This window comes from Citrobacter sp. Cpo061, assembly GCF_030332845.1.
Lineage (GTDB): Bacteria > Pseudomonadota > Gammaproteobacteria > Enterobacterales > Enterobacteriaceae > Citrobacter > Citrobacter portucalensis.
The window spans coordinates 612269-636118 of sequence record NZ_JAOWHB010000054.1; the positions used below are offsets into that span (position 1 = coordinate 612269).

General features: G+C 52.4%; 23 protein-coding genes. 9 read left to right on the forward strand and 14 right to left on the reverse strand.

What is annotated here, in order from left to right; genetic code table 11:
- Nucleotides 1-17: 17 nt before the first annotated feature.
- From era to rseD, 9 genes are all read right to left on the reverse strand, one after another.
- Nucleotides 18-923, reverse strand: coding sequence for a GTPase Era (gene era, locus OGX97_RS23065; protein WP_279850707.1), 906 nt, complete (start codon nucleotides 921-923; stop codon nucleotides 18-20).
- Nucleotides 920-1600 (reverse strand): ribonuclease III, encoded by a 681-nt coding sequence (rnc, locus tag OGX97_RS23070; protein WP_003037579.1) that lies wholly within the window; start codon nucleotides 1598-1600, stop codon nucleotides 920-922. Before rnc ends, era begins: the two co-directional genes overlap by 4 nt.
- A gap of 269 nt (nucleotides 1601-1869) precedes the next feature.
- Complete coding sequence (gene lepB, locus OGX97_RS23075) at nucleotides 1870-2844, reverse strand: signal peptidase I (RefSeq protein WP_279850706.1); 975 nt, start codon at nucleotides 2842-2844, stop codon at nucleotides 1870-1872.
- Nucleotides 2845-2859: 15 nt separating this feature from the next.
- Complete coding sequence (lepA, locus tag OGX97_RS23080) at nucleotides 2860-4659, reverse strand: translation elongation factor 4 (protein ID WP_003037577.1); 1800 nt, start codon at nucleotides 4657-4659, stop codon at nucleotides 2860-2862.
- A 270-nt stretch (nucleotides 4660-4929) separates the two neighbouring features.
- Nucleotides 4930-5394 (reverse strand): SoxR-reducing system protein RseC, encoded by a 465-nt coding sequence (gene rseC / locus OGX97_RS23085; RefSeq protein ID WP_048225094.1) that lies wholly within the window; start codon nucleotides 5392-5394, stop codon nucleotides 4930-4932.
- Nucleotides 5391-6347 (reverse strand): sigma-E factor regulatory protein RseB, encoded by a 957-nt coding sequence (gene rseB, locus OGX97_RS23090; protein WP_003835334.1) that lies wholly within the window; start codon nucleotides 6345-6347, stop codon nucleotides 5391-5393. The genes rseC and rseB overlap by 4 nt, the downstream gene beginning before the upstream one ends.
- Entirely contained in the window at nucleotides 6347-6997 is a 651-nt protein-coding gene (gene rseA, locus OGX97_RS23095) for an anti-sigma-E factor RseA (RefSeq protein ID WP_008785497.1), read from the reverse strand. The genes rseB and rseA overlap by 1 nt, the downstream gene beginning before the upstream one ends.
- 31 nt (nucleotides 6998-7028) lie before the next feature.
- Nucleotides 7029-7604, reverse strand: a complete 576-nt coding sequence (rpoE, locus tag OGX97_RS23100) for an RNA polymerase sigma factor RpoE (RefSeq protein WP_003037573.1) — start codon at nucleotides 7602-7604, stop codon at nucleotides 7029-7031.
- Nucleotides 7601-7765 carry a rpoE leader peptide RseD gene (gene rseD, locus OGX97_RS23105; RefSeq protein WP_122973798.1) on the reverse strand — a complete coding sequence of 55 codons (165 nt, stop codon included), beginning with the start codon at nucleotides 7763-7765 and terminating at the stop codon, nucleotides 7601-7603. The genes rpoE and rseD overlap by 4 nt, the downstream gene beginning before the upstream one ends.
- A 263-nt stretch (nucleotides 7766-8028) precedes the next feature.
- Between rseD and nadB the strand changes: the two genes are divergently transcribed.
- Nucleotides 8029-9651 (forward strand): L-aspartate oxidase, encoded by a 1623-nt coding sequence (gene nadB, locus OGX97_RS23110; RefSeq protein ID WP_286592736.1) that lies wholly within the window; start codon nucleotides 8029-8031, stop codon nucleotides 9649-9651.
- On the opposite strand, the gene trmN is transcribed toward nadB, so the two are convergent.
- Entirely contained in the window at nucleotides 9636-10373 is a 738-nt protein-coding gene (trmN, locus tag OGX97_RS23115) for a tRNA(1)(Val) (adenine(37)-N(6))-methyltransferase TrmN (RefSeq protein WP_048215761.1), read from the reverse strand. The genes nadB and trmN overlap by 16 nt on opposite strands.
- A 130-nt stretch (nucleotides 10374-10503) precedes the next feature.
- Between trmN and srmB the strand changes: the two genes are divergently transcribed.
- Nucleotides 10504-11832 carry an ATP-dependent RNA helicase SrmB gene (gene srmB, locus OGX97_RS23120; protein ID WP_003835340.1) on the forward strand — a complete coding sequence of 443 codons (1329 nt, stop codon included), beginning with the start codon at nucleotides 10504-10506 and terminating at the stop codon, nucleotides 11830-11832.
- Between the two features lie 17 nt (nucleotides 11833-11849).
- Here srmB and OGX97_RS23125 read toward each other — a convergent pair whose 3' ends face one another.
- On the reverse strand, nucleotides 11850-12746 hold the full coding sequence (locus tag OGX97_RS23125; protein ID WP_235126981.1) for a LysR family transcriptional regulator: 897 nt from the start codon (nucleotides 12744-12746) through the stop codon (nucleotides 11850-11852).
- Nucleotides 12747-12848: 102 nt separating this feature from the next.
- Between OGX97_RS23125 and eamB the strand changes: the two genes are divergently transcribed.
- A complete protein-coding gene (gene eamB, locus OGX97_RS23130) occupies nucleotides 12849-13436 on the forward strand; it encodes a cysteine/O-acetylserine transporter (RefSeq protein WP_198802835.1) in 588 nt (195 codons plus the stop codon).
- Between the two features lie 79 nt (nucleotides 13437-13515).
- Here eamB and grcA read toward each other — a convergent pair whose 3' ends face one another.
- Nucleotides 13516-13899 (reverse strand): autonomous glycyl radical cofactor GrcA, encoded by a 384-nt coding sequence (grcA, locus tag OGX97_RS23135; protein ID WP_003037563.1) that lies wholly within the window; start codon nucleotides 13897-13899, stop codon nucleotides 13516-13518.
- A 317-nt stretch (nucleotides 13900-14216) separates the two neighbouring features.
- On the opposite strand from grcA, the gene ung reads away from it, so the two are divergent.
- Nucleotides 14217-14906, forward strand: a complete 690-nt coding sequence (gene ung / locus OGX97_RS23140) for a uracil-DNA glycosylase (RefSeq protein ID WP_008785504.1) — start codon at nucleotides 14217-14219, stop codon at nucleotides 14904-14906.
- Nucleotides 14907-14939: 33 nt separating this feature from the next.
- On the opposite strand, the gene OGX97_RS23145 is transcribed toward ung, so the two are convergent.
- Nucleotides 14940-16019: a tRNA/rRNA methyltransferase gene (locus tag OGX97_RS23145; protein ID WP_235126980.1), complete on the reverse strand. Its 1080-nt coding sequence runs from the start codon at nucleotides 16017-16019 to the stop codon at nucleotides 14940-14942.
- 207 nt (nucleotides 16020-16226) lie between these two features.
- On the opposite strand from OGX97_RS23145, the gene trxC reads away from it, so the two are divergent.
- From trxC to OGX97_RS23175, 5 genes are all read left to right on the forward strand, one after another.
- Entirely contained in the window at nucleotides 16227-16646 is a 420-nt protein-coding gene (trxC, locus tag OGX97_RS23150; RefSeq protein ID WP_008785506.1) for a thioredoxin TrxC, read from the forward strand.
- Nucleotides 16647-16715: 69 nt separating this feature from the next.
- Nucleotides 16716-17414: a tRNA-uridine aminocarboxypropyltransferase gene (gene tapT / locus OGX97_RS23155; RefSeq protein ID WP_003835347.1), complete on the forward strand. Its 699-nt coding sequence runs from the start codon at nucleotides 16716-16718 to the stop codon at nucleotides 17412-17414.
- A 36-nt stretch (nucleotides 17415-17450) separates the two neighbouring features.
- Nucleotides 17451-20111 carry a bifunctional acetate--CoA ligase family protein/GNAT family N-acetyltransferase gene (locus OGX97_RS23160; protein ID WP_137377893.1) on the forward strand — a complete coding sequence of 887 codons (2661 nt, stop codon included), beginning with the start codon at nucleotides 17451-17453 and terminating at the stop codon, nucleotides 20109-20111.
- A 114-nt stretch (nucleotides 20112-20225) separates the two neighbouring features.
- Nucleotides 20226-21581, forward strand: coding sequence for a CDP-diacylglycerol--serine O-phosphatidyltransferase (gene pssA / locus OGX97_RS23170; RefSeq protein ID WP_003835350.1), 1356 nt, complete (start codon nucleotides 20226-20228; stop codon nucleotides 21579-21581).
- A 32-nt stretch (nucleotides 21582-21613) separates the two neighbouring features.
- Nucleotides 21614-21949, forward strand: coding sequence for a YfiM family lipoprotein (locus tag OGX97_RS23175; protein WP_153687927.1), 336 nt, complete (start codon nucleotides 21614-21616; stop codon nucleotides 21947-21949).
- Here the strand turns inward: OGX97_RS23175 and OGX97_RS23180 are convergent.
- Nucleotides 21946-23244 (reverse strand): MFS transporter, encoded by a 1299-nt coding sequence (locus OGX97_RS23180; RefSeq protein ID WP_008785510.1) that lies wholly within the window; start codon nucleotides 23242-23244, stop codon nucleotides 21946-21948. The genes OGX97_RS23175 and OGX97_RS23180 overlap by 4 nt on opposite strands.
- Nucleotides 23245-23850 lie beyond the last annotated feature (606 nt).

The window sequence follows — 23850 nt, forward strand, 5'->3', positions numbered from 1 at the left end:
TGTTTCAGAGGATGTGTTTAGACGTCGTCGCCGTAACCGAGGCTACGCAGCGCGCGTTCGTCATCGGCCCAGCCGGATTTCACTTTCACCCACAGTTCGAGGTGAACGGGCGCTTCGAACATCTCCTGCATGTCTTTACGCGCTTCGATGCCGATGGTTTTAATCTTGGCCCCTTTGTTGCCAATAACCATCTTCTTCTGCCCTTCACGTTCAACGAGGATCAGACCGTTGATGTCGTAGCCACCGCGCTCGTTAGAGATAAAACGCTCAATCTCCACGGTAACGGAGTACGGCAGTTCAGCACCCAGAAAACGCATCAGCTTTTCACGGATGATTTCAGAGGCCATAAAGCGCTGAGAACGGTCGGTGATGTAATCTTCCGGGAAGTGATGAATAGCTTCCGGCAAATGCTTACGCACGATGCCCGCAACGGTATCGACATTCAAGCCGGTTTCGGCAGAAATCGGTACGATATCAAGGAAGTTCATCTGGCTTGCCAGGAACTGCAGGTGCGGCAGCAGATCGGCTTTTTCCTGAACGTTGTCGACTTTGTTGACGGCCAGAATAACCGGGGTTTTGCCATCACGCAGCTTGTTGAGCACCATTTCGTCGTCCGGCGTCCAGCGGGTGCCTTCAACAACGAAAATAACCAGTTCAACATCACCGATAGAGCTGCTCGCCGCTTTGTTCATCAAGCGGTTAATAGCCCGTTTTTCTTCCATATGCAGACCCGGGGTATCAACATAAATCGCCTGATACGCGCCTTCGGTATGGATGCCAACAATACGGTGACGTGTTGTCTGAGCCTTACGTGAGGTAATAGAAATCTTCTGCCCAAGCAGATTATTCAACAGGGTGGATTTGCCGACGTTCGGGCGACCGACGATAGCAATAAATCCGCAGTAGGTTTTCTCTTCGCTCATTCCAGCTCCAGTTTTTTCAACGCCTGTTCGGCGGCAGCCTGCTCAGCCTTACGACGGCTCGAACCTGTGCCAACCACCGGTTCACTCAGGCCGCTGACCTGGCAGTGGATAGTAAATTCTTGATCGTGTGCTTCACCACGGACCTGTACAACCAAATAAGACGGCAGAGGCAGGTGGCGGCCCTGCAAATATTCCTGCAGGCGCGTTTTCGGATCTTTTTGTTTGTCGCCTGGGCTAATTTCATCCAGACGAGTTTGATACCAGTTCAGGATCAATTGCTCAACGGTTTGAATATCGCTGTCGAGGAAGACGCCGCCGATCAAAGCTTCAACGGTATCCGCCAGGATTGATTCACGACGGAAGCCGCCGCTTTTCAGCTCACCTGGCCCCAAACGTAAACATTCACCGAGGTCAAACTCACGGGCTAATTCAGCCAGCGTATTGCCGCGAACCAGCGTCGCGCGCATGCGGCTCATATCACCTTCATCCACACGCGGGAAACGGTGATACAGCGCATTAGCGATAACAAAGCTCAAAATAGAGTCGCCTAAAAATTCTAAACGCTCGTTATGTTTGCTGCTGGCGCTCCGGTGAGTTAATGCCTGCTGCAACAGCTCCTGATGATTAAAAGTGTAGCCCAGCTTCCGTTGAAGCCGATTAATTACGATGGGGTTCATGCGATACCAATAAATGAATGCGTCAACAATTCAGCACACGAAACAGACCTGATATACGCATTTCGCTGAGCCATCCGGCTTCGCCTGCATGCTTTTGTATACAAACCAACGCTGTTTCGTGTGCCGTGGCAACCTGTCGGTGCCAACCTAAAACTTCGGGGGAATATTCTATACACAACGACAAGGGATGTCGTTAGTCTGCGGGAATTTATCCGAGAAATAATTCACGCTGCCGCCGTAATGACGACAACGTGAACAATTATCGGTGATTAGTGAATGCCACCAATACGGCTTAAACGCACACCGGTCGGCCATTCACCTTCTTGCTTATCGAAACTCATCCAGATAGCGGTCGCTTTACCAACCAGATTCGCTTCCGGTACAAATCCCCAGTAACGGCTGTCCGCGCTGTTATCACGGTTATCACCCATCATGAAGTAGTGTCCCGGCGGAACGATCCAGGTTGCCAACGGCTGACCAGGTTGACGGTAATACATCCCCACCTGATCCTGCGCAATCGGCACGGTCAGAATGCGGTGCGTAACCTCACCCAGCGTTTCTTTACGCTCAGAAAGGCGAATACCGTTCTCTTTCGTTTCGTTCAGCGGAACTTCAAAGAAGCCGCTGGTCGCTTCACCGCCGTTACGACGAGCAAAGGTCTGTACAAAATCACTTGGCTGAACATCAGAGTACGTTACCGGCAGCGCGTTTTCACACGCCTGGCCGGAACGGCATTCTGGCTGAATAGTCACCTCTTTCGCCACTGGATCGTACGTTACTTTGTCTCCCGGTAAACCGACAGCACGTTTAATGTAGTCCAGACGCGGATCTTCCGGGTATTTAAACACCACGATATCACCGCGTTTCGGATGACCGGTTTCGATCAACGTTTTCTGGTAAATTGGATCTTTAATCCCGTAGGCGAATTTCTCCACCAGGATAAAGTCACCGATAAGCAGCGTCGGCATCATCGAACCTGACGGGATCTGGAATGGTTCATAGATAAATGAACGCACCACCAGCACAATCGCCAGTACCGGGAAAACGGACGCCCCGGTTTCCAGCCAGCCTGGCTTAGGTGCCACTTTTTTCAGCGTAGCTTTATCCAGTGAATCACCTGCAGCAGCTTGCGCTGCTGCCTGACGCTCCCGGCGCTTTGGCGCGAAGATGAATTTATCTACGCACCATAAAATGCCCGTCACCAGTGTGGCAATCACCAGAATCAGGGCAAACATGTTCGCCATGCCAACTCCTTAAGATTATTTGCTGTCTTTACCGACATGCAGAATGGCGAGGAACGCTTCCTGCGGCAGTTCGACGTTACCGATCTGCTTCATGCGCTTTTTACCCTCTTTCTGTTTTTGCAGCAGCTTTTTCTTACGGCTGATATCGCCACCGTAGCATTTCGCCAGAACGTTTTTACGCAACTGCTTAACCGTTGAACGCGCGATGATGTGCGTACCAATGGCCGCCTGGATCGCGATATCAAACTGCTGGCGAGGGATCAGATCTTTCATCTTCTCAACCAGTTCACGGCCACGGCTCTGGGAGTTGTCGCGGTGGGTAATCAGCGCCAGCGCATCGACACGTTCGTTGTTGATAAGGACATCAACACGCACCATGTCAGACGCCTGGAAGCGTTTGAAGTTATAGTCCAGCGACGCGTAGCCGCGAGAGGTCGACTTCAGACGGTCGAAGAAATCGAGTACGACTTCCGCCATTGGAATCTCATACGTCAGCGCCACCTGGTTACCGTGGTAAACCATGTTGGTCTGGACGCCACGCTTCTCGATACACAGGGTGATGACGTTGCCAAGGTAAGCCTGCGGCAGCAGCATGTGACACTCAGCGATCGGCTCACGTAGTTCGTAGATGTTGTTCAGCGGCGGCAGCTTGGACGGGCTATCGACGTAAATAGTCTCCTTCGCCGTGGTTTCGACTTCGTAGACTACGGTCGGCGCGGTGGTGATCAGATCCAGATCGTATTCACGCTCCAGACGTTCCTGAATGATCTCCATGTGCAGCAGACCAAGGAAGCCACAACGGAAGCCGAAGCCCAGCGCGGTAGAGCTTTCCGGTTCGTAGAACAGGGAGGCGTCGTTCAGGCTCAGCTTGCCAAGCGCGTCACGGAAGTTTTCGTAGTCGTCAGAGCTCACCGGGAACAGACCGGCGTAAACCTGCGGCTTCACTTTTTTAAAGCCAGGCAGCGGTTTGTCTGCCGGGTTACGCGCCTGTGTCAGGGTATCACCAACCGGTGCGCCGAGGATGTCTTTAATCGCACAAACCAACCAACCTACCTCGCCGCATTTCAGCTCGGTACGGTCAACCTGTTTTGGCGTGAAGATGCCCAGACGGTCGGCGTTATAGACCTGACCAGTGCTCATTACTTTAATTTTGTCGCCTTTACGCATAGTGCCGTTTTTAATACGCACCAGTGACACCACGCCAAGGTAGTTATCGAACCAGGAGTCGATGATCAGCGCCTGTAAAGGGCCTTCCGGATCGCCTTCCGGCGGCGGAATATCGCGTACCAGACGTTCAAGAACGTCAGTGACGCCAACGCCGGTTTTCGCCGAGCAGCGAACGGCATCCGTCGCATCGATACCAACGATATCTTCGATCTCTTCCGCTACGCGTTCAGGATCGGCGGCTGGCAGGTCAATTTTATTCAGTACCGGTACCACTTCCAGATCCATTTCCATGGCGGTATAGCAGTTAGCCAGGGTCTGCGCTTCTACGCCCTGTCCGGCATCAACCACCAGCAATGCGCCTTCACAGGCAGCAAGCGAGCGGGAAACTTCATACGAGAAGTCAACGTGGCCCGGGGTGTCGATAAAGTTAAGCTGATAGGTTTCACCATCAGATGCTTTGAAATCGAGCGTCACGCTTTGCGCTTTGATAGTAATACCGCGCTCACGCTCAAGATCCATCGAGTCGAGAACCTGCGCTTCCATTTCACGGTCAGACAGGCCACCGCAGATCTGGATAATACGGTCAGACAGCGTCGATTTACCGTGGTCGATGTGAGCTATGATTGAAAAGTTACGTATGTTCTTCATATAGTGTAATTATTGTGCCTTACGCCCGCCGGAGCAGGCTCTGAGAAGTCGCTGATCTGAGCTTAACGTCTGTTTAAGTGAAACGCCGCATTCTACACTACAACGCTGAGGCGAGGAAACGTTCATAGAGCAAGGATAGCGGGAACTGGAAACAACCTTGCAAAGTCGGTGAAACTTTTGCCGGATGGCGGCATAAACGCCTTATCCGGCCTACGCCTGCATCTGAGCACGCTGTAGGCCTGATAAGCGCAACGCCATCAGGCAAAGATATCACTGCTGGGTTTCGACGCGAATAAGATCGGGTGGGAGAGCAACGTTCAGAATGACCGGCTGCCAGGCTTCGCGTTCAGCAAGCTTACGAGAGTATCCACGAGCAATCAGGAATCCGCCCACGCCCCCCAGCACTGCGCCGCTTAATGCCGCAAGATCGGAACCAAACAGCACCTGGAACAGCGCTGCGAAAAGAAACAGCCCCGCCAACGGAGACATGTAGACCAGCATCGCCGATCCCAACAGGCTACCTTCGGCAATGCCCAGTTCAACTTTTTGACCTGGGGTCAAGGGTTCGTCGCAGGGCACCACGATGGTGTGTGTGGTCTGTGGTCCCAGTTTGTTCAGCACGCGGCTCCCGCATCCGGCCCGGGAAGCACAGCTGCTACATGATGCTTTAACATCGCAGCTGACCGTCGCCAGACCATTATGCCAGGAGACGACCGTCGCCCACTCTTTAATCATTGTGCTGCCCTGAACTTGATATTGTCCGCGATACGCTTCGCCGTTTGTGGTGGAAGCTCGCCCACAATCGTAATTTCCGCATTATCACGCACGCTGGTGCTGACTGTTCTACGGCCGGTACGCAGCAGTTGATCGGCGCTGTTCTGCGTCGCACGGTTTACGTTCACGGAGAAACTAAACAGGCCATCAGAATAAAGGCGTGATTCAATCGGCATGTTATCCATCGTCGGCAGCGGACGTCGACTGCTTGAGACCTCACTGAAACCTTGTGGCAACCACGACGGACTCCAGTTGAAGTTGGTTTTCTCACCCGCAGGAACCGACAGCAACGGTGGTAAATTCGCTTTTGCTAACGTCTGCATGCTGTCGCTAACACCGTTATTCACGGTAAAGGAGATTACACGGAACTGTTCCAGCGTTTCGCCATCACGATCGAGGAGATCGACACGCATCGGCAGTTTGGTCTCCGTGTCCATCCAAACGATATAGCTGTAACGGGTGCCGTCACGCGCCACAACGCGGATCACTTCACAGAGCCGATCGGCAATACGGGTGCGGCCTACTGAGATAAAATCATAGTAGGGAGCAAGGCGTTTGAAGTCGGTGTAAATCAGGGATGGCAGAGAGTCAACGATATAATCGCCGTTCAGCGTGAACGGTTCGAGACCAGGCTCAAAATAGCTAATTTCGTTGCCGCGTTGCACAACTTCCCGGCGCGGTCCATCCATTTGTAATAGTTGCGCGAGTGGACGGTTATCCTGGCGGGCATGACGATAACGTAGGGATTCAACACCCTGCTTATTGATGCTGACAAATGACAGCTCATAGGTTAGCGACTGGCTGGCCAGATTCATCTGCTGCAACAACGCCCCGGACGCAGGATTGGCCGAGGCGTTTACAGAGAAGAACAGGCTACCAGCCACAAGTGACATGGCAAACCAAAGTTGCTTCATTACTGCGATTGCGTTCCTAAAGTTTGAATTCCTGGCACCTGCACAGCGGCTTGCTGTGTTTGGGCCTGCTCAAACTGAAGCTGTTCAGAGTGCAGTCGACGTTGCAATTCGTAATCCTGCAACATGGCATTAATACGACGACGCTGCTCCTGTACCTGCTGTTGTTGACCGCCGCTGGCCGTCGCGTCAGAAGGTACACCCAGGCTTACCGGACTGGCTTTACCCATCATCGGTAATGTATTAAATACCGGTGTTTCGGGCTGCTGGGACGTTTCAGATTGTCCATTATAGTGCTGGACGCCAACGATAACTGCAAGTGATACGCACGCGGCCACACCCATTTGGGTAAGCTGCGCGGCCCACGGACGCATTTTCTTCCAGAATGGCATTTTCTGCCACTGGTGCGGTGCTGGCTGGGCCTCAGGAATCAATGGCGCCGTCTGGCGTACTGGCTCATCCTGGATGGCGGCCATTACGCGGGCGGAAATATCGAAATGGAGAACGTCGGCGGTATCACCTCGCATGGAATCGCGAATCAGGTGATAACTCTCCCAGGTTTTTTGCATTTCCGGGTCGTGAGTTAGCTCTTTGAGTAACTCAGTATCCAGCGTTTCGCCATCCATTAAAGCGGAAAGTTTCTCTTTCTGCATGCCTAATACCTTTTCCAGTATCCCGCTATCGTCAACGCCTGATAAGCGGTTGAACTTTATTATCAATAGCTTCCCTCGCTCGGAAGATACGTGAACGCACCGTACCTACCGGACAATCCATGATAGCGGCTATCTCTTCATAGCTCAGGCCATCCAGCTCCCGCAAGGTTATTGCCATGCGTAAATCTTCCGGGAGGGACTCAATAGTTCGGAAAACTATCTGTCTCAGTTCTTCTGACAACATTAAGTTCTCAGGGTTCGAAATTTCTTTCAGCGCACCGCCACTTTCGTAATTTTCTGCTTCAATCGCATCAATATCACTGGAAGGTGGACGACGCCCCTGAGCGACCAGGTAATTCTTCGCTGTATTGACTGCAATACGATACAGCCAGGTATAAAAAGCACTATCTCCCCGGAACGAGTCCAGCGCACGATAGGCTTTGATAAATGCTTCTTGTACTACATCGGGTACATCACCCGACGGTACATAGCGAGAAACCAGACTCGCCACCTTATGCTGATAGCGCACTACCAGTAGGTTAAAGGCTTTCTGATCTCCCTTCTGGACCCGTTCTACCAGGACCTGGTCCGTTAACTGCTCGCTCATCCGAGGTAAAGTCTCCCCAAACCAAATTTCCACGCGCTTTCGAAACGCCACTCCATCAGCTTCACTATGAGCAAGCAAATGCTTAGAGTGCTCAAGTTTCGTAAAGTTCCGTTACGCATTGTTTTTTGTTTGTCATGTTGTAGACAGGTCTTATCTCTCATTATAAGTCTACATAACCCGATCAACGCACTATCTGTACAGAAATGCCCATTTCACCGCTTGCAGAGTAACCCAACGGGCACTTTATTTCATCACATAATCTGATGCTAACGGCCTGCTTCACAAAATATTTTTGCCTATTTCGCCCTCATCATGCTTTTCCTTCATGTTTAGTCATTGCAACACATTTAAAAATAAAACGTGCAGTATCGCGCAATGTGGTGCTATGGTGACCAAACACTGTTTAGTAAATTAAACAAACATCATGAATACGACTCCTGAATTATCCTGTGACGTGCTGATCATTGGCAGCGGGGCTGCCGGACTCTCACTGGCGCTGCGCCTGGCTGAAAAACATCAGGTTATTGTCCTGAGCAAAGGGCCGGTCAGCGAAGGCTCGACATTTTATGCCCAGGGGGGTATTGCCGCGGTTTTCGATGAAACCGACAGTATCGACTCCCACGTTGAAGATACGCTGATTGCCGGGGCCGGGCTGTGCGATCGCCATGCGGTTGAATTTGTCGCCAGCAATGCTCGCACCTGCGTTCAATGGCTTATCGATCAGGGCGTCTTATTCGATACACAGGTTCAGCCTAACGGCGAAGAGAGCTATCACCTGACCCGTGAAGGCGGTCACAGCCATCGACGCATCCTGCACGCTGCGGATGCTACCGGCAAAGAAGTCGAAACCACCCTCGTCAGCCAGGCACAAAATCACCCCAATATCCGGGTTCTTGAGCGTAGCAACGCCGTCGACCTGATTGTCTCCGATAAAATCGGTCTGCCGGGAACGCGTCGGGTTGTCGGCGCATGGATCTGGAATCGTAATAAAGAAGCCGTCGAAACCTGCCATGCGAAGTCGGTAGTGTTGGCCACCGGCGGCGCGTCAAAGGTGTATCAATACACCACCAATCCGGATATTTCCTCGGGTGACGGGATTGCAATGGCCTGGCGCGCAGGATGCCGCGTCGCCAACCTGGAGTTTAACCAGTTTCACCCGACAGCGCTGTATCATCCACAGGCGCGCAATTTTCTGCTGACCGAAGCGCTGCGCGGCGAAGGCGCGCACCTGAAGCGCCCGGACGATTCACGCTTTATGCCCGATTTTGACGAACGTGGCGAATTGGCTCCCCGCGATATTGTCGCCCGCGCCATTGATCATGAAATGAAGCGCCTTGGTGCAGATTGCATGTTCCTCGATATCAGCCATAAGCCGGAAGAATTTGTTCGTCAGCATTTCCCGATGATTTATGAAAAGTTGCTGGGATTGGGCATTGATTTAACCAAAGAGCCGGTTCCCATCGTGCCTGCCGCGCACTATACCTGCGGCGGTGTGATGGTGGATGACTTTGGCCGTACCGATGTCGACGGGCTGTATGCGATCGGCGAAGTGAGTTACACCGGCCTGCATGGCGCCAACCGGATGGCATCGAACTCATTGCTGGAGTGTCTGGTTTATGGCTGGTCCGCGGCTGAAGATATCGACAGGCGCATGCCTTATGCTCGCGGCGTTAGCACGCTCCCGGGCTGGGATGAAAGCCGGGTAGAAAATCCGGATGAGTTGGTTGTTATCCAGCATAACTGGCATGAGCTGCGGCTGTTTATGTGGGATTACGTCGGTATTGTGCGTACGACCAAGCGCCTGGAGCGCGCTCTGCGCCGTATCACCATGCTGCAACAGGAAATCGACGAGTATTACGCCCATTTCCGCGTGTCGAACAATTTGTTGGAACTGCGCAATCTGGTACAGGTTGCCGAGCTGATTGTCCGCTGCGCAATGATGCGCAAAGAGAGTCGGGGCCTGCACTACACGCTGGATTACCCAGAGCAGCTTCCAGAAGCCGGCCCGTCCATTCTCTCGCCGCTAAGTCATCACATAAACAGGTAAAACGCCTGGGTCAGCGCCGTGTAACCTTCAGAGTAACGTTGGTCTGGCCCACGAATCACCAGCCTGTCGCTAAAGCACTCCCCGGCCTGCGGGGAGAATGCCAGCAATACCCGATGCGGTAGTCGGGCTTCCGTTTCTGCTACATCCGTACGTAATCGCAGATGCCAGCCCATACTTAATGCCTGCTGGGTAAACGCGTTCCCAATCTGTTCCGGCAGCACGACACAAAAAAAACCTTCTTCCGTAATGCTGTCCGCCGCCAGCGTAAGCAACGCCTGGTGATCGAGCGTGGTGGTATAGCGCGCCTGCTCGCGCTGCGGTGTAGCACATTCCACGCCCTGTTCATAATAGGGAGGGTTGCTGATTATCAAATCAAAACGCACGGTCTGACGCGGTATCCACTGCTGCGCATCCTCTGTATGAACACTCACGCGATGCATCCACGGAGATTGCGCGATGTTCTCCTGCGCCTGCTGCGCGGCATCGACATCAAGCTCCACGGCGTCAATGATGACGTTTTCATCAGTGCGCTGGGCCAACATCAGCGCCAACAGGCCGCTCCCGGTACCAATATCCAGGATCCGCTTTACGCCCGCAACGGGGGCCCAGGCCCCCAATAAAATGCCGTCTGTTCCGACTTTCATTGCACAGCGATCGTGTGCCACAAAAAACTGCTTAAAAGTAAATCCATTACGTCTCAGTACGGATGTAGACTGGGGCATGAAGAACAACCTTCCTGGAAAAAAAACGATAACATAGGATAAAAACAATACCTGAGAAGGTATATCCATACAAACAGATGAAGATTGCAGCCGTAACGTCTATAATCAGCGCCCCACTCAGAGGTAGAACATGACTGTAACGACTTTTTCCGAACTTGAACTCGATGAAAGCCTTCTGGATGCCCTCCAGGAAAAAGGTTTCACTCGCCCGACCGCCATTCAGGCTGCCGCCATTCCGCCTGCGCTCGATGGCCGTGATGTACTCGGTTCTGCGCCGACAGGCACCGGTAAAACGGCGGCATATTTGCTGCCAGCGTTGCAGCACCTGCTCGACTTCCCGCGCAAGAAATCTGGTCCGCCGCGCATTTTAATCCTGACGCCAACGCGCGAACTGGCGATGCAGGTTGCCGAACACGCTCGTGAGCTGGCGAAGAATACACATCTGGATATCGCTACGATTACCGGCGGCGTGGCTTACATGAACCACATGGAAGTCTTTAGCGAAAACCAGGACATCGTGGTCGCCACCACGGGTCGTCTGCTGCAATACATTAAAGAAGAAAACTTCGACTGCCATGCGGTTGAAACGCTAATTCTCGATGAAGCAGACCGTATGCTGGACATGGGCTTTGCCCAGGACATCGAGCATATCGCCGGTGAAACACGCTGGCGTAAGCAAACCATGCTGTTTTCCGCCACGCTGGAAGGCGATGCGATTAAAGATTTTGCCGAGCGTCTGTTGGAAGACCCGGTCGAAGTCTCAGCGGATCCGTCCACCCGCGAACGCAAGAAGATCCATCAGTTTTACTACCGTGCCGATGACATCGAGCACAAAACTGCCATGCTGATCCACCTGTTAAAACAGCCGGAAGCGACTCGCTCGATTGTCTTCGTACGCAAACGTGAGCGTGTGCACGAACTGGCAGGCTGGCTGCGCCAGGCGGGCATTAATAACTGCTATCTCGAAGGCGAGATGGTGCAGAACAAACGTAACGAAGCGATCAAACGCCTGACCGATGGTCGTGTGAACGTGCTGGTAGCAACCGACGTTGCCGCTCGCGGGATCGATATTCCTGACGTCAGCCACGTGTTTAACTTCGACATGCCGCGCAGTGGCGATGCCTATTTGCACCGTATTGGCCGTACCGGTCGTGCTGGCCGTAAAGGCACTGCGATCTCTTTGGTTGAAGCGCACGACCACCTGCTGCTCGGCAAAGCGAGCCGCTATATTGACGAACCGCTGAAAGCTCGCGTCATTGACGAACTGCGTCCAACCACGCGCGCGCCAAGTGAGAAATCTAACGGTAAGCCATCCAAGAAAGTGCTGGCGAAGCGCGCTGAGAAAAAGGCGAAAGAGAAAGAGAAGCCGCGGGTGAAAAAACGTCACCGCGACGCCAAAAATATCGGCAAACGTCGTAAGCCGAGCGGCGCTGCTACCCAGCAGTCCGACAAAGAGTAAACCGAATGCCGGGCCATTTAGCCCGGCATTTTTTCACGTGATGCAAAACTCTCTTCAATGCACTCAAGAAACACCCGCATCGCCGGGCTAACGACTTTTCCGGCATGATAACCACACAATGCCGTAATTAACTCAGGTTGTTCACTGAACGGTAATTCAATCAACTCCCCTGAACGTAACTCTTTCTCGACGGCAAAATGCGGCAAAAAGCTGATCCCAAGATTTGCCGATACGCACTGCTTAATGCTTTCAATGCTCCATAACTCAATGGTATTTTCCAGCGTAATCTGTCGTTTACGCAGTAGCCCCTCGAAGCGTTGTCTGAAAATACATTGCGGCTCATTAATGATAAAACTGCAGGGAATGTGCTGGTTATGCTGAGTAAAATCAACGTGCTGAAGCAGTGGCGAAGCAACTAATGCCAGTGACTGATCGCCAAGCGGCATCAACTCCAGGGCATCGTCATTACCCACCCGATAAAAGACCCCCAGATCAACATCATCACTGAGCAATGCATCGCGAATGACATAACAGTTGAGCGACTGTAAAGACAGCCGCACATGGGGCGCACGTTGTTTAAATCGCTGTAGAACCTGCGGCATTTTATACGCCAGCAGCGTTTCGCCTGTTGCGACACGTAGATCGCCGCTCGGCTGCGCACCCTGATGTGCCGACTGTCGAATCGATGCCATCACGCGCGTCAGGTCATGGATATGCGGCATCAGCCGTTTTCCCTCACTGGTGAGACACATCCGGCGACCAATTTTTTCAAACAACTGCACCGAAAGCTCTTGCTCAAGCTGTTGAATATGAAAGGTAACCGTTGATTGCGTACAGCACAGTTTTTGTGATGCCCGCAGAAATGAGCCCTCTTCCACCACCGTTTTTAGCGTAATAAACCGACGTAAATCCATCCGCACCAACCCATCGAAAATATCGAATTCAGAATGCAAAAACATTCATTTTTTTAAATATTTAGTCTCGGGTACTGTCTATCAAAACAAAGGAGATAACAAGTGACCCCCACCCTTTTAAGTGCATTCTGGACCTATACATTGATTACCGCGCTAACTCCCGGACCAAACAACATCCTTGCGCTCAGCGCCGCGACGTCACACGGTTTTCGTCAGAGTACACGCGTACTGGCCGGAATGAGCCTGGGCTTTTTAATCGTCATGCTGATGTGCGCCGGGATTTCATTTTCACTGGCGGTCATGGATCCAGCCATCATCCATTGGCTTAGTTGGGCTGGGGCCGCTTATATCCTGTGGCTGGCGCTGAAGATCGCCACCAGCCCGACCTCGAACGATAGATTGCAGTCAGAGCCGATTAGCTTCTGGGCAAGTTTTGGCTTGCAGTTTGTTAACGTGAAAATCATTTTGTACGGCATTACCGCGTTATCCACGTTCGTATTACCGTACACTCAGGACGCCCACTGGCTGATTGGGGTGAGTATTCTGTTAGCGCTGATCGGCACCTTCGGGAATGCCTGCTGGGCGCTGGCGGGCCATCTTTTTCAGCGCGTTTTTCGCCGTTACGGTCGACAGTTGAATATCATTCTGGCGCTGCTGTTGGTGTATTGCGCGGTGAGGATCTTTTACTAACAGATGCAAAAAAGCGGAAGACGCACTGGCATCTTCCGCTTTTTGATTCTCTGCTAAACGGGGTTATTCCCCGTGAGCCTTACAGGCTCTCAGTAAAGGTACGAGCAATAACGTCGCGCTGCTGTTCTGGGGTCAGAGAGTTGAAACGCACTGCATAACCAGAAACACGGATGGTCAGCTGCGGATATTTTTCCGGATGCTTAACTGCATCTTCCAGCGTTTCGCGACGCAGAACGTTCACGTTCAGGTGCTGACCACCTTCCACGCGGACTTCCGGCTGTACGTCTACCGGTACTTCACGGTATTCGATTTCGCCCAGTTTGCTGACTGCAACGACTTCATCAGCATTGAAACCTGCTTTCGCAACGATGCAGCGTGCTTCGCCTTTTTCGCTGTCCAGCAGCCAGAAAGAGTTCAGCAGGTCGTCGTTTGCAGCTTTAGTAATCTGGATACCTGTAATCATTTGATGCCTCCCCGGCAAAATTATTTGATCTCGGTTGGCCGTCATCCGGCCAATTGGTAAAACCATTGTTGCTTGAGTGTATATATACCCCTCACACACCCTTGAATCTTTGATTTAAATCAACAAAAACCACACATGGAAAGTGGTGATAGGTGGATTTTATTGTTTTACATCAACTTACGCCATGTGCGCAGCTAAACTTTTTACATAAATTTTCAACTATCTTTAAGGGGTAGACCATTGAGTAACGTACAGAATTTTGCGACGTCGAAAGAAGCAGTTAAGCTAGGGGGATTGAAAATTCGCAGGAGAGCGAGATGGCCACCGAATTAACCTGGCACGATGTGCTGGCTGAAGAGAAACAGCAGCCTTATTTTGTTAACACGCTGCATACTGTTGCCGGCGAGCGTCAATCGGGAATGACAATTTATCCGCCGCAAAAAGATGTGTTTAACGCTTTTCGCTTTACCGAGCTTGGTGACGTGAAAGTCGTCATCCTGGGTCAGGATCCTTACCACGGTCCAGGCCAGGCACACGGTCTCGCGTTCTCTGTTCGCCCCGGCATTGCCACCCCACCCTCGTTGCTGAACATGTACAAAGAGCTGGAGGCAACGATTCCAGGCTTCACGCGCCCAACGCACGGATATCTGGAAAGCTGGGCACGCCAGGGGGTACTGTTACTCAACACCGTACTCACCGTCCGCGCCGGCCAGGCACATTCTCACGCCAGCCTTGGGTGGGAAACATTTACCGATAAAGTCATCAGTCTGATTAACCAACATCGGGAAGGTGTGGTTTTCCTGCTCTGGGGTTCTCACGCACAGAAGAAAGGCGCGATTATTGATACGCAGCGTCACCATGTGTTGAAAGCGCCCCACCCATCACCGCTCTCTGCGCATCGCGGTTTCTTTGGCTGCAATCACTTTGTACTGGCGAATGAATGGCTGGAACAACGAGGTGAAAAGCCAATTGACTGGATGCCGGTATTACCCGCAGAAAGCGAGTAAAAAAATGCCAGCGATTCGCTGGCATTTTTATTATCAGGCTTTGTTTTGACGCCACCACTCCGCGAGCAGCACGCCTGTTGCCACAGAAACGTTGAGCGTTTCTACCTTGCCAGTGCCGTCAATCGCTATGCACAGATCGTCGGCTGAGCATGCTGCTTCTGGCAGAGCTTCACGCTCACGCCCTAATACCAGCACCATTTTTTCCGGCAGCGTGGTAGTAAACAGCGGTTTGCCTTTCGCGCTTGAGGTCATCACAACCGTGTAACCCGCCTGGCGGAAGTCGTCCAGCACATCAACAATGCTGTCGCCGGTAATCGGCTGAACGTGCTCAGCTCCGCCTTCAGCGGTACGGATGGCCGCACCTGATTCCAGCAGCGCCGCATCCTGAACCACTACGCCTTTCACACCGAAGTGCGCGCAGCTACGCATCATGCCGCCCAGGTTATGCGGGTTAGCGATATCTTCCAGTGCCAGCACGCAATCCTGCGCCCCTGCCTGACCGACCCACTGCTTAACGGTAGTACCGTTACGTTTTTTGATCAGGAAACAGACGCCACCATGGTGTTCAGTGCCAGAGGCTTTCGCCAGCTCGGCTTCGTCAACCACGTGATAGGCTTTTCGGTTTGCCGCCATCCAGCGTAATGCTTCTTTAAAGCGCGGGGTTACGCTCTGAACAAACCAGGCGCGGACGATGGCGTCCGGACGACTCTGGAACAGAGCCTGACAGGCATTCTCACCGTAAACGCGGGTTTCTTCCGCACGCTGACGGCGTAATACTTCAGGATCGATAAAGCTCTTACCGCTAATACCGCCGTGATCGGCTTTATCCGCTGCGTCATCATTCGGTACGCGGGACACGGTACGCCACGGTGAATCTTCACGTCTGCGGTCACGTTCTACATCGCGGTCACGACCACGTTCACGACCGCGTTCGCTGTTCGGACCCTTTCGGTCATCACGGGCAGGGCGACGACCGCCTTCGGCTCGGGAAGTACCGGGGCGACCGCCGCCTTTACCAGTACGTGGATTTTGGGTGCGTTTATCCGAGTCATCGTCACTGCGGACGTACATCACTTTGACCTTGCCGTTTTTGTTCTTCAGTTCGTCGCTCATGTTTTTCTCCACCTGCTCTGCGCGAAGCGCGCAGATTACCCGATGTGCACGTCGTTAGCCATTATTTCATTTAAAAGCTAAGGACTATTGTACTCATTGAATAAAACGCATTGTTGTTTAGAACAGACTCCCCGATAATATGTAACATAATAGAAACATACTGGCGTTCCTGCCGTGAAGTCCACTCCACTCATCCAGAGGTTAGTTATGAATACCGTTTGTACCAGCTGCCAGGCTATCAACCGCATCCCCGACGATCGTGTCCAGGAAGCGGCTAAATGCGGACGCTGTGGTCACGACCTGTTTGATGGGGAGGTGATCAATGCGACCGGTGAGACACTGGATAAACTGTTAAAAGACGATCTCCCGGTGGTCGTTGACTTTTGGGCCCCCTGGTGTGGTCCATGTCGTAACTTCGCCCCGATTTTTGAAGATGTCGCGGAAGAGCGTAGCGGTAAAGTGCGTTTTGTTAAAGTGAATACGGAAGCCGAGCGTGAACTCAGCGCCCGTTTCGGTATCCGCAGTATTCCGACCATTATGATTTTCAAAAAAGGGGAAATTGTCGACATGCTTAACGGCGCTGTACCAAAAGCCCCATTTGATAGCTGGCTTAACGAATCATTATAATCTCTACGGGGCGCATCTTGTGCCCCGTTTTCACCTCTGCGACAATAGCGTTTTTCAACGTGTTTCCCCATGACCGATAACGCTGTTCTTCAGTTACGCGCAGAGCGCCTCGCGCGCGCCACGCGTCCTTTCCTTGCCCGAGGTAATCGCGTTCGCCGCTGTCAGCGCTGCCTGCTGCCGCAGAAACTCTGCTTGTGCGCAACGCTGGCACCCTCTGAGGCAAAAAGTCGCTTTTGTCTGGTGATGTTTGATACCGAGCCGATGAAGCCCAGCAACACGGGGCGTTTGATTGCTGATATTCTGCCCGATACCACGGCTTTTCAGTGGTCACGCACCGAGCCGCCGCAGGCGCTGCTGGAACTGGTGAAAAATCCGGATTACCAGCCGATGGTTGTATTCCCGGCCTCCTATGCGGGTGAAGAGCGTGAAGTGATTTTCACGCCACCAGCCGGTAAGCCACCATTGTTTATCATGCTCGACGGTACCTGGCCTGAGGCGCGTAAAATGTTCCGCAAAAGCCCGTACCTCGATAACCTACCGGTGATCTCCGTTGATTTATCACGCCTTTCTGCTTACCACCTGCGTGGCGTTCACGCTGAAGGGCAATATTGCACTGCTGAAGTGGCCATCGCCTTGTTGGATCTGGCGGGAGATACGCAAGCCGCAGAAGGGTTAAGCGATCATTTCACTCGCTTTAAAACCCGCTACCTGGCAGGAAAAACTCAACATCAGGGAAGCGTCACAGCAGATTCATCAGAAAACGTTTAAAATCATTCGGTCACTGGTGTCATTAAGGAAGCCGATATGAGTCAGCGTGGTCTGGAAGCACTACTGCGACCGAAATCCATTGCGGTGATTGGGGCGTCAATGAAGCCTAATCGCGCGGGTTACCTGATGATGCGTAACCTGCTTGCCGGCGGTTTCAATGGACCTGTTTTACCGGTGACGCCCGCATGGAAAGCGGTGCTGGGCGTACTGGCATGGCCCAATATCAACAGCCTGCCCTTTAGCCCGGATCTCGCCGTGTTGTGCACCAATGCCAGCCGTAACCTGGCGTTACTCGAAGCGCTTGGCGAGAAAGGCTGTAAAACCTGCATTATTCTCTCAGCTCCCGCGGCGCAGCACGCAGAGCTGCTGGCCTGCGCATCACGCTACAACATACGTTTGCTGGGCCCCAACAGCCTGGGACTTCTCGCGCCCTGGCAAGGGCTTAACGCCAGCTTTTCCCCCGTCCCGATTAAGCGCGGCAAGCTGGCTTTTATCTCTCAATCCGCTGCCGTATCCAACACCATACTCGACTGGGCACAGCAGAGAGAAATGGGCTTTTCTTACTTTATCGCGCTGGGTGATAGCCTGGATATCGACGTTGATGAGCTGCTGGATTACCTGGCGCGCGACAGCAAAACCAGCGCGATATTGCTGTATCTCGAGCATTTAAGTGATGCCCGACGCTTTGTTTCCGCCGCCCGCAGCGCCTCGCGCAATAAACCTATTTTGGTGATTAAGAGCGGTCGTAGTCCAGCGGCGCAGCGTTTACTGCATACCAGCGCCGGGATGGACCCTGCGTGGGATGCCGCTATTCAGCGTGCCGGTTTATTACGCGTGCAAGACACTCACGAGCTGTTTTCGGCGGTCGAAACCCTGAGCCACATGCGTCCACTACGTGGCGACAGGCTGATGATCATCAGCAATGGGGCCGCGCCTGCCGCACTGGCATTAGATGAACTGTGGTCAAAAAATGGCAAGTTGGCGACGTTGAGTGAAGACACCTGCCAGAAATTACGCGATGCATTGCCTGAACATGTTGATATCGCCAACCCGCTGGATCTGCGTGATGACGCCAGCAGCGAACACTACGTTAAGACGCTGGATATTTTGCTCGCCAGCCAGGATTTCGACGCGCTGATGGTGATTCATTCACCCAGCGCAGCCGCTCCCGGAACCGAAAGCGCACTGGCATTGATTGAAGCGGTAAAGCATCACCCCCGAGGAAAATTCGTCTCGTTGCTGACCAACTGGTGCGGAGAGTTTTCCTCTCAGGAAGCCCGCAGACTGTTTAGCGAAGCCGGACTGCCCACCTACCGCACGCCGGAAGGTACCATCACCGCATTTATGCATATGGTGGAGTATCGGCGAAACCAGAAGCAGCTACGAGAAACGCCTGCGCTGCCTGACAGCCTGACCTCCAACACCGCCGAAGCGCATAATCTGTTACAGCGTGCGATTGCTGAAGGAGCGACATCGCTTGATACCCATGAAGTGCAGCCGATTTTACAGGCTTATGGCTTACACACGCTGCCAACGTGGATCGCCAGCGACAGCGCGGAAGCCGTACACATCGCGGAGCAAATCGGCTACCCGGTGGCGCTCAAGCTGCGTTCTCCTGATATTCCGCATAAATCAGAAGTTCAGGGGGTGATGCTCTACCTGCGTACAGCCACTGAAGTGCAGCAGGCCGCCAATGCAATTTTCGATCGGGTAAAAATGGCCTGGCCGCAGGCACGCATTCACGGCTTATTAGTGCAAAGTATGGCGAATCGCGCCGGCGCTCAGGAGCTTCGCGTTGTCGTTGAACACGACCCGGTATTTGGCCCGTTGATTATGCTGGGTGAAGGTGGTGTTGAGTGGCGACCGGAAGAGCAAGCCGTGGTGGCATTGCCGCCATTGAACATGAATCTGGCGCGTTATCTGGTGATCCAGGGGATCAAAAATAAAAAGATCCGCGCGCGCAGCGCACTGCGCCCTTTGGATATCGCCGGGTTGAGCCAACTTCTGGTGCAGGTCTCCAACCTGATCGTCGATTGCCCGGAAATTCAGCGTCTGGATATTCATCCGCTGCTGGCCTCGGCCGGAGAATTTACCGCGCTGGACGTTACGCTGGATATTGCCCCTTTCACGGGAGATAACGAAAGCAGACTGGCTGTACGTCCCTACCCTCATCAGCTTGAAGAGTGGGTGGAGTTGAAGAACGGCGAGCGCTGTCTGTTCCGCCCCATTTTGCCGGAGGATGAACCTCATCTTCAGCAGTTCATTTCTCAGGTGACAAAAGAAGATCTTTATTATCGCTATTTCAGTGAGATCAACGAATTTACCCACGAAGATTTAGCCAATATGACGCAGATCGACTACGATCGGGAAATGGCCTTTGTTGCGGTGCGTTGTAAAGATAATCACGAAGAGATCCTCGGCGTAACGCGAGCAATCTCGGATCCTGATAACGTAGACGCTGAGTTTGCCGTACTGGTTCGTTCCGATCTCAAAGGGCTTGGACTGGGTCGCCGATTGATGGAAAAATTAATTGCCTATACTCGAGATCACGGACTTATACGTTTGAATGGTATTACGATGCCGAACAATCGTGGGATGGTCGCCCTGGCCCGAAAACTCGGGTTTGTTGTTGACGTCCAGCTCGAAGAGGGAATTGTTGGGCTAACGCTTGATCTGGCCCAATGTGAGGAATCGTGAGTAAGGTACTGGAAATGTTGACCACATTAATGGGTACTGGTGGTATCATTGCCCGCTTATGTCGTCTGCATAGCACAGAGGACCCTTCAATGAACAGAGAAGAAATGCACTGTGATGTTGTCAAAATTTAAGCGTAATAAACATCAACAACACCTTGCCCAACTACCCAAGATTTCTCAGTCAGTTGATGATGTAGATTTCTTTTATGCTCCCGCTAATTTCAGGGAGACTCTGCTGGAAAAAATAGCCAGCGCGACGCGACGGATCTGCATTATTGCGCTGTACCTGGAACAGGATGACGGTGGTAAAGGCATACTTGACGCTCTCTATGCGGCAAAACGGCAGCGTCCTGAACTGGATGTCCGGGTGCTTGTCGACTGGCACCGAGCCCAGCGCGGTCGTATTGGTGCTGCGGCATCCAATACCAATGCTGACTGGTATTGCCGAATGGCGCAAGAAAACCCTGGTATCGATATTCCTGTCTATGGCGTTCCGATTAACACCCGCGAAGCGCTTGGCGTCCTGCATTTCAAAGGCTTTATCATTGATGACAGCGTCCTGTACAGTGGGGCCAGTCTGAACGATGTTTACCTGCATCAGCATGATAAATATCGCTATGACCGTTATCAGTTGATTCGCAACGCGCAAATGGCCGATATCATGTTCGATTGGGTGACGCAAAACCTGATGAACGGTCGCGGCGTTAACCGTCTTGATGATATCAACCGCCCTAAAAGCCCAGAAATTAAAAACGACATCCGCCTGTACCGTCAGGAACTGCGCGATGCGTCATTCCATTTTCAGGGTGATGCTGATAACGAACAGCTTTCGGTTACGCCTCTGGTGGGCCTTGGGAAATCCAGTCTGTTAAATAAGACCATTTTCCATCTTATGCCCTGCGCGGAGCACAAGCTTACAATCTGTACCCCTTATTTCAACCTTCCCGCCATACTGGTGCGCAATATCATTCAACTGCTGCGTGAAGGGAAAAAGGTCGAAATCATTGTCGGTGATAAAACCGCCAACGACTTTTTCATCCCGGAAGATGAGCCATTCAAGATCATCGGTGCGCTGCCTTATCTGTATGAAATAAATCTGCGCCGTTTCTTGAGCAGATTGCAGTATTACGTGAATACCGACCAGTTGGTCGTGCGCTTATGGAAAGATGATGACAATACCTATCATCTGAAAGGTATGTGGGTTGATGATAAATGGATGCTGCTCACCGGCAACAACCTTAACCCTCGTGCCTGGCGTCTGGATCTGGAAAACGCCATCCTTATCCACGATCCTAAGCAAGAGCTCACCCCTCAGCGCGATAAAGAGCTGGAGCTTATCCGTACGCATACTACCGTCGTTAAGCACTATCGCGACCTGCAAAGCATTGCTGACTATCCAGTCAAAGTGCGTAAGCTCATCCGTCGACTACGCCGTATTCGTATCGACAGATTAATTAGCCGTATTCTGTAATCAAGACCCCGTCCAGTGACGGGGTTTTTCATATGGAGGCAACGGTGCGCCTGTTCATTCTTACCAGTATCCTTGCCATTTCGGGCTGCAGCCATATGGCTAACGACCAGTGGAGCGGGCAAGACAAAGCTCAACACTTCATCGCCTCCGCCATGCTTGCCGCAGCCGGCAATGAATATGCCCAACATCAGGGCAACAGCCGCGATCGCAGTGCGGCTATCGGCCTGATGTTCTCAGTCAGCCTGGGTGCGTCAAAAGAGCTATGGGACAGCCGTCCCGCAGGGAGCGGCTGGAGCTGGAAGGACTTCGCCTGGGATGTTGCAGGCGCATCTACCGGCTATGCGGTCTGGCAACTGGCACATTACTAGAGGCGCAGACCTTTCCCTTTCCCATGCAGCATTAGCGATACTAAAAACGCAACTACTGCCAGCGCAGTGACGTACCAGAAGAATGTCGTTTCCATACCGACAGACTTCAGGGACAACGCGACATATTCGGCTGAACCGCCAAACAGCGCATTGGCCACCGCATAAGATAAGCCGACCCCAAGAGCGCGTACCTGTGCCGGGAACATTTCGGCCTTCAGAATACCGCTAATTGACGTATAGAAACTGACGATTAACAGAGCACACATCACCAGAGCAAACGCCATATACGGGGATGTTACGCTTTGCAATGCTGTCAGAATGGGAACGGTGAAAATCGCGGCCAACGCGCCAAAACACAGCATTGAAGTACGTCGGCCAATTTTATCAGACAAGGCGCCAAACAACGGTTGTACCAGCATGAACACACACAGTGCCGCCGTCATAATCCCGCTGGCTACGTTGGCATGCATACCGGCTGTGTTAACCAAGTACTTCTGCATATAGGTTGTGAACGTGTAAAAACACAACGAACCCGCGGCGGTAAAACCAAGCACCATGACAAAAGCTTTGCGATTACGCCACAGACCTTTCAGGGAACCCGCTTCTTTCAGCGCGCGAACATCCTGTTTCGAGGTTTCATCCAGTTGGCGACGCAGCCATAGCGCAACAATAGCCAGCACGGCGCCCAACGCAAATGGAATACGCCAACCCCACTCTCTGAGCGCAGAGTCTTCTAACGTGTGCTGTAATATGACCACAACCAGTAATGCCAGTAACTGTCCGCCGATTAACGTTACGTACTGGAATGAAGCATAAAAACCTTTCTTACCTTCAACGGCGACTTCACTCATATAGGTCGCGCTGGTTCCGTATTCACCACCTACAGATAACCCCTGGAATAGCCTTGCCAGCAGTAATAGCGCTGGGGCCCAGGTACCGATAGTTTCATATCCCGGTAGACAAGCGATCACCAACGATCCCATGCACATCATACAAACGGACAGCAACATGGACTTTTTACGCCCGTGCTTATCCGCGATACGGCCAAACAGCCAGCCTCCAATTGGTCGCATCAAGAAGCCAGCGGCAAAAACGCCAGCGGTTTGTAAGAGTTGTGTGGTGGTATTTCCTGATGGAAAAAAGATATGAGCAAAATAAAGAGAGCAGAATGAATAGATATAGAAATCAAACCATTCGACCAGATTCCCTGATGATGCTCCGACAATCGCCCATATACGACGACGGGTATCGCCGTCTGCCAGCGCCCCGTTCTCAGTTACACTACTATCAGCCATTAGAATTGTACCCCTGCCAACAATCGCGTGAATTTATCAATGATGGTTGTGTGTTTTTTGGTGAACAGAATGTTATATAATTGTTATATCTTATTGTGCGGTAAAGATCACGATTTTAATTAGCAGAGAAAGGATTCAGATATGTTCGAGGGAGAGATCCGTGTAGTAGTTCTAGACAGTGGTCGATTAAGGCTGTTACGCCGTATCCGGCAATGTACCGCCGCGTTGCCTGATGCGCTGCGCTTATCAGGCCTACAAAATACATTCAGCCCTGCCTCTGTAGGCCGGATAAGGCGATACGCCGCATCCGGCAATGTACCGCCGCGTTGCCTGATGCGCTGCGCTTATCAGGCCTACAAAATACGTTCAGCCCGGCTCCTGTAGGCCGGATAAGGCGGCACGCCGCATCCGGCAATGTACCGCCGCGTTGCCTGATGCGCTACGCTTATCAGGCCTACTGAAACGCATTCACTGACGGGCTTTTGTAGGCCGGATAAGGCGGTACGCCGCATCCGGCGGTTTTCATCCCGCACAGACGCAAAAAAGCCCATCCGTCAGGATGGGCTTCTTCACTAAATTAATGCCTGGCAGTTTATGGCGGGCGTC

Excerpts from the sequence above, each read along its gene's own strand:
- rnc (WP_003037579.1), bottom strand. The coding sequence starts at position 1,600 with ATGAACCCCATCGTAATTAATCGGCTTCAACGGAAGCTGGGCTACACT.
- tapT (WP_003835347.1), top strand. The coding sequence starts at position 16,716 with ATGACCGATAACGCTGTTCTTCAGTTACGCGCAGAGCGCCTCGCGCGC.
- nadB (WP_286592736.1), top strand. The coding sequence starts at position 8,029 with ATGAATACGACTCCTGAATTATCCTGTGACGTGCTGATCATTGGCAGC.
- OGX97_RS23125 (WP_235126981.1), bottom strand. The coding sequence starts at position 12,746 with ATGGATTTACGTCGGTTTATTACGCTAAAAACGGTGGTGGAAGAGGGC.
- trxC (WP_008785506.1), top strand. The coding sequence starts at position 16,227 with ATGAATACCGTTTGTACCAGCTGCCAGGCTATCAACCGCATCCCCGAC.
- lepA (WP_003037577.1), bottom strand. The coding sequence starts at position 4,659 with ATGAAGAACATACGTAACTTTTCAATCATAGCTCACATCGACCACGGT.
- trmN (WP_048215761.1), bottom strand. The coding sequence starts at position 10,373 with ATGCCCCAGTCTACATCCGTACTGAGACGTAATGGATTTACTTTTAAG.
- rseA (WP_008785497.1), bottom strand. The coding sequence starts at position 6,997 with ATGCAGAAAGAGAAACTTTCCGCTTTAATGGATGGCGAAACGCTGGAT.
- rpoE (WP_003037573.1), bottom strand. The coding sequence starts at position 7,604 with ATGAGCGAGCAGTTAACGGACCAGGTCCTGGTAGAACGGGTCCAGAAG.
- rseB (WP_003835334.1), bottom strand. The coding sequence starts at position 6,347 with ATGAAGCAACTTTGGTTTGCCATGTCACTTGTGGCTGGTAGCCTGTTC.
- OGX97_RS23175 (WP_153687927.1), top strand. The coding sequence starts at position 21,614 with ATGGAGGCAACGGTGCGCCTGTTCATTCTTACCAGTATCCTTGCCATT.
- OGX97_RS23145 (WP_235126980.1), bottom strand. The coding sequence starts at position 16,019 with ATGAGCGACGAACTGAAGAACAAAAACGGCAAGGTCAAAGTGATGTAC.
- OGX97_RS23180 (WP_008785510.1), bottom strand. The coding sequence starts at position 23,244 with ATGGCTGATAGTAGTGTAACTGAGAACGGGGCGCTGGCAGACGGCGAT.
- lepB (WP_279850706.1), bottom strand. The coding sequence starts at position 2,844 with ATGGCGAACATGTTTGCCCTGATTCTGGTGATTGCCACACTGGTGACG.
- ung (WP_008785504.1), top strand. The coding sequence starts at position 14,217 with ATGGCCACCGAATTAACCTGGCACGATGTGCTGGCTGAAGAGAAACAG.
- rseD (WP_122973798.1), bottom strand. The coding sequence starts at position 7,765 with ATGAGAGATAAGACCTGTCTACAACATGACAAACAAAAAACAATGCGT.
- srmB (WP_003835340.1), top strand. The coding sequence starts at position 10,504 with ATGACTGTAACGACTTTTTCCGAACTTGAACTCGATGAAAGCCTTCTG.
- pssA (WP_003835350.1), top strand. The coding sequence starts at position 20,226 with ATGTTGTCAAAATTTAAGCGTAATAAACATCAACAACACCTTGCCCAA.
- era (WP_279850707.1), bottom strand. The coding sequence starts at position 923 with ATGAGCGAAGAGAAAACCTACTGCGGATTTATTGCTATCGTCGGTCGC.
- OGX97_RS23160 (WP_137377893.1), top strand. The coding sequence starts at position 17,451 with ATGAGTCAGCGTGGTCTGGAAGCACTACTGCGACCGAAATCCATTGCG.
- grcA (WP_003037563.1), bottom strand. The coding sequence starts at position 13,899 with ATGATTACAGGTATCCAGATTACTAAAGCTGCAAACGACGACCTGCTG.
- rseC (WP_048225094.1), bottom strand. The coding sequence starts at position 5,394 with ATGATTAAAGAGTGGGCGACGGTCGTCTCCTGGCATAATGGTCTGGCG.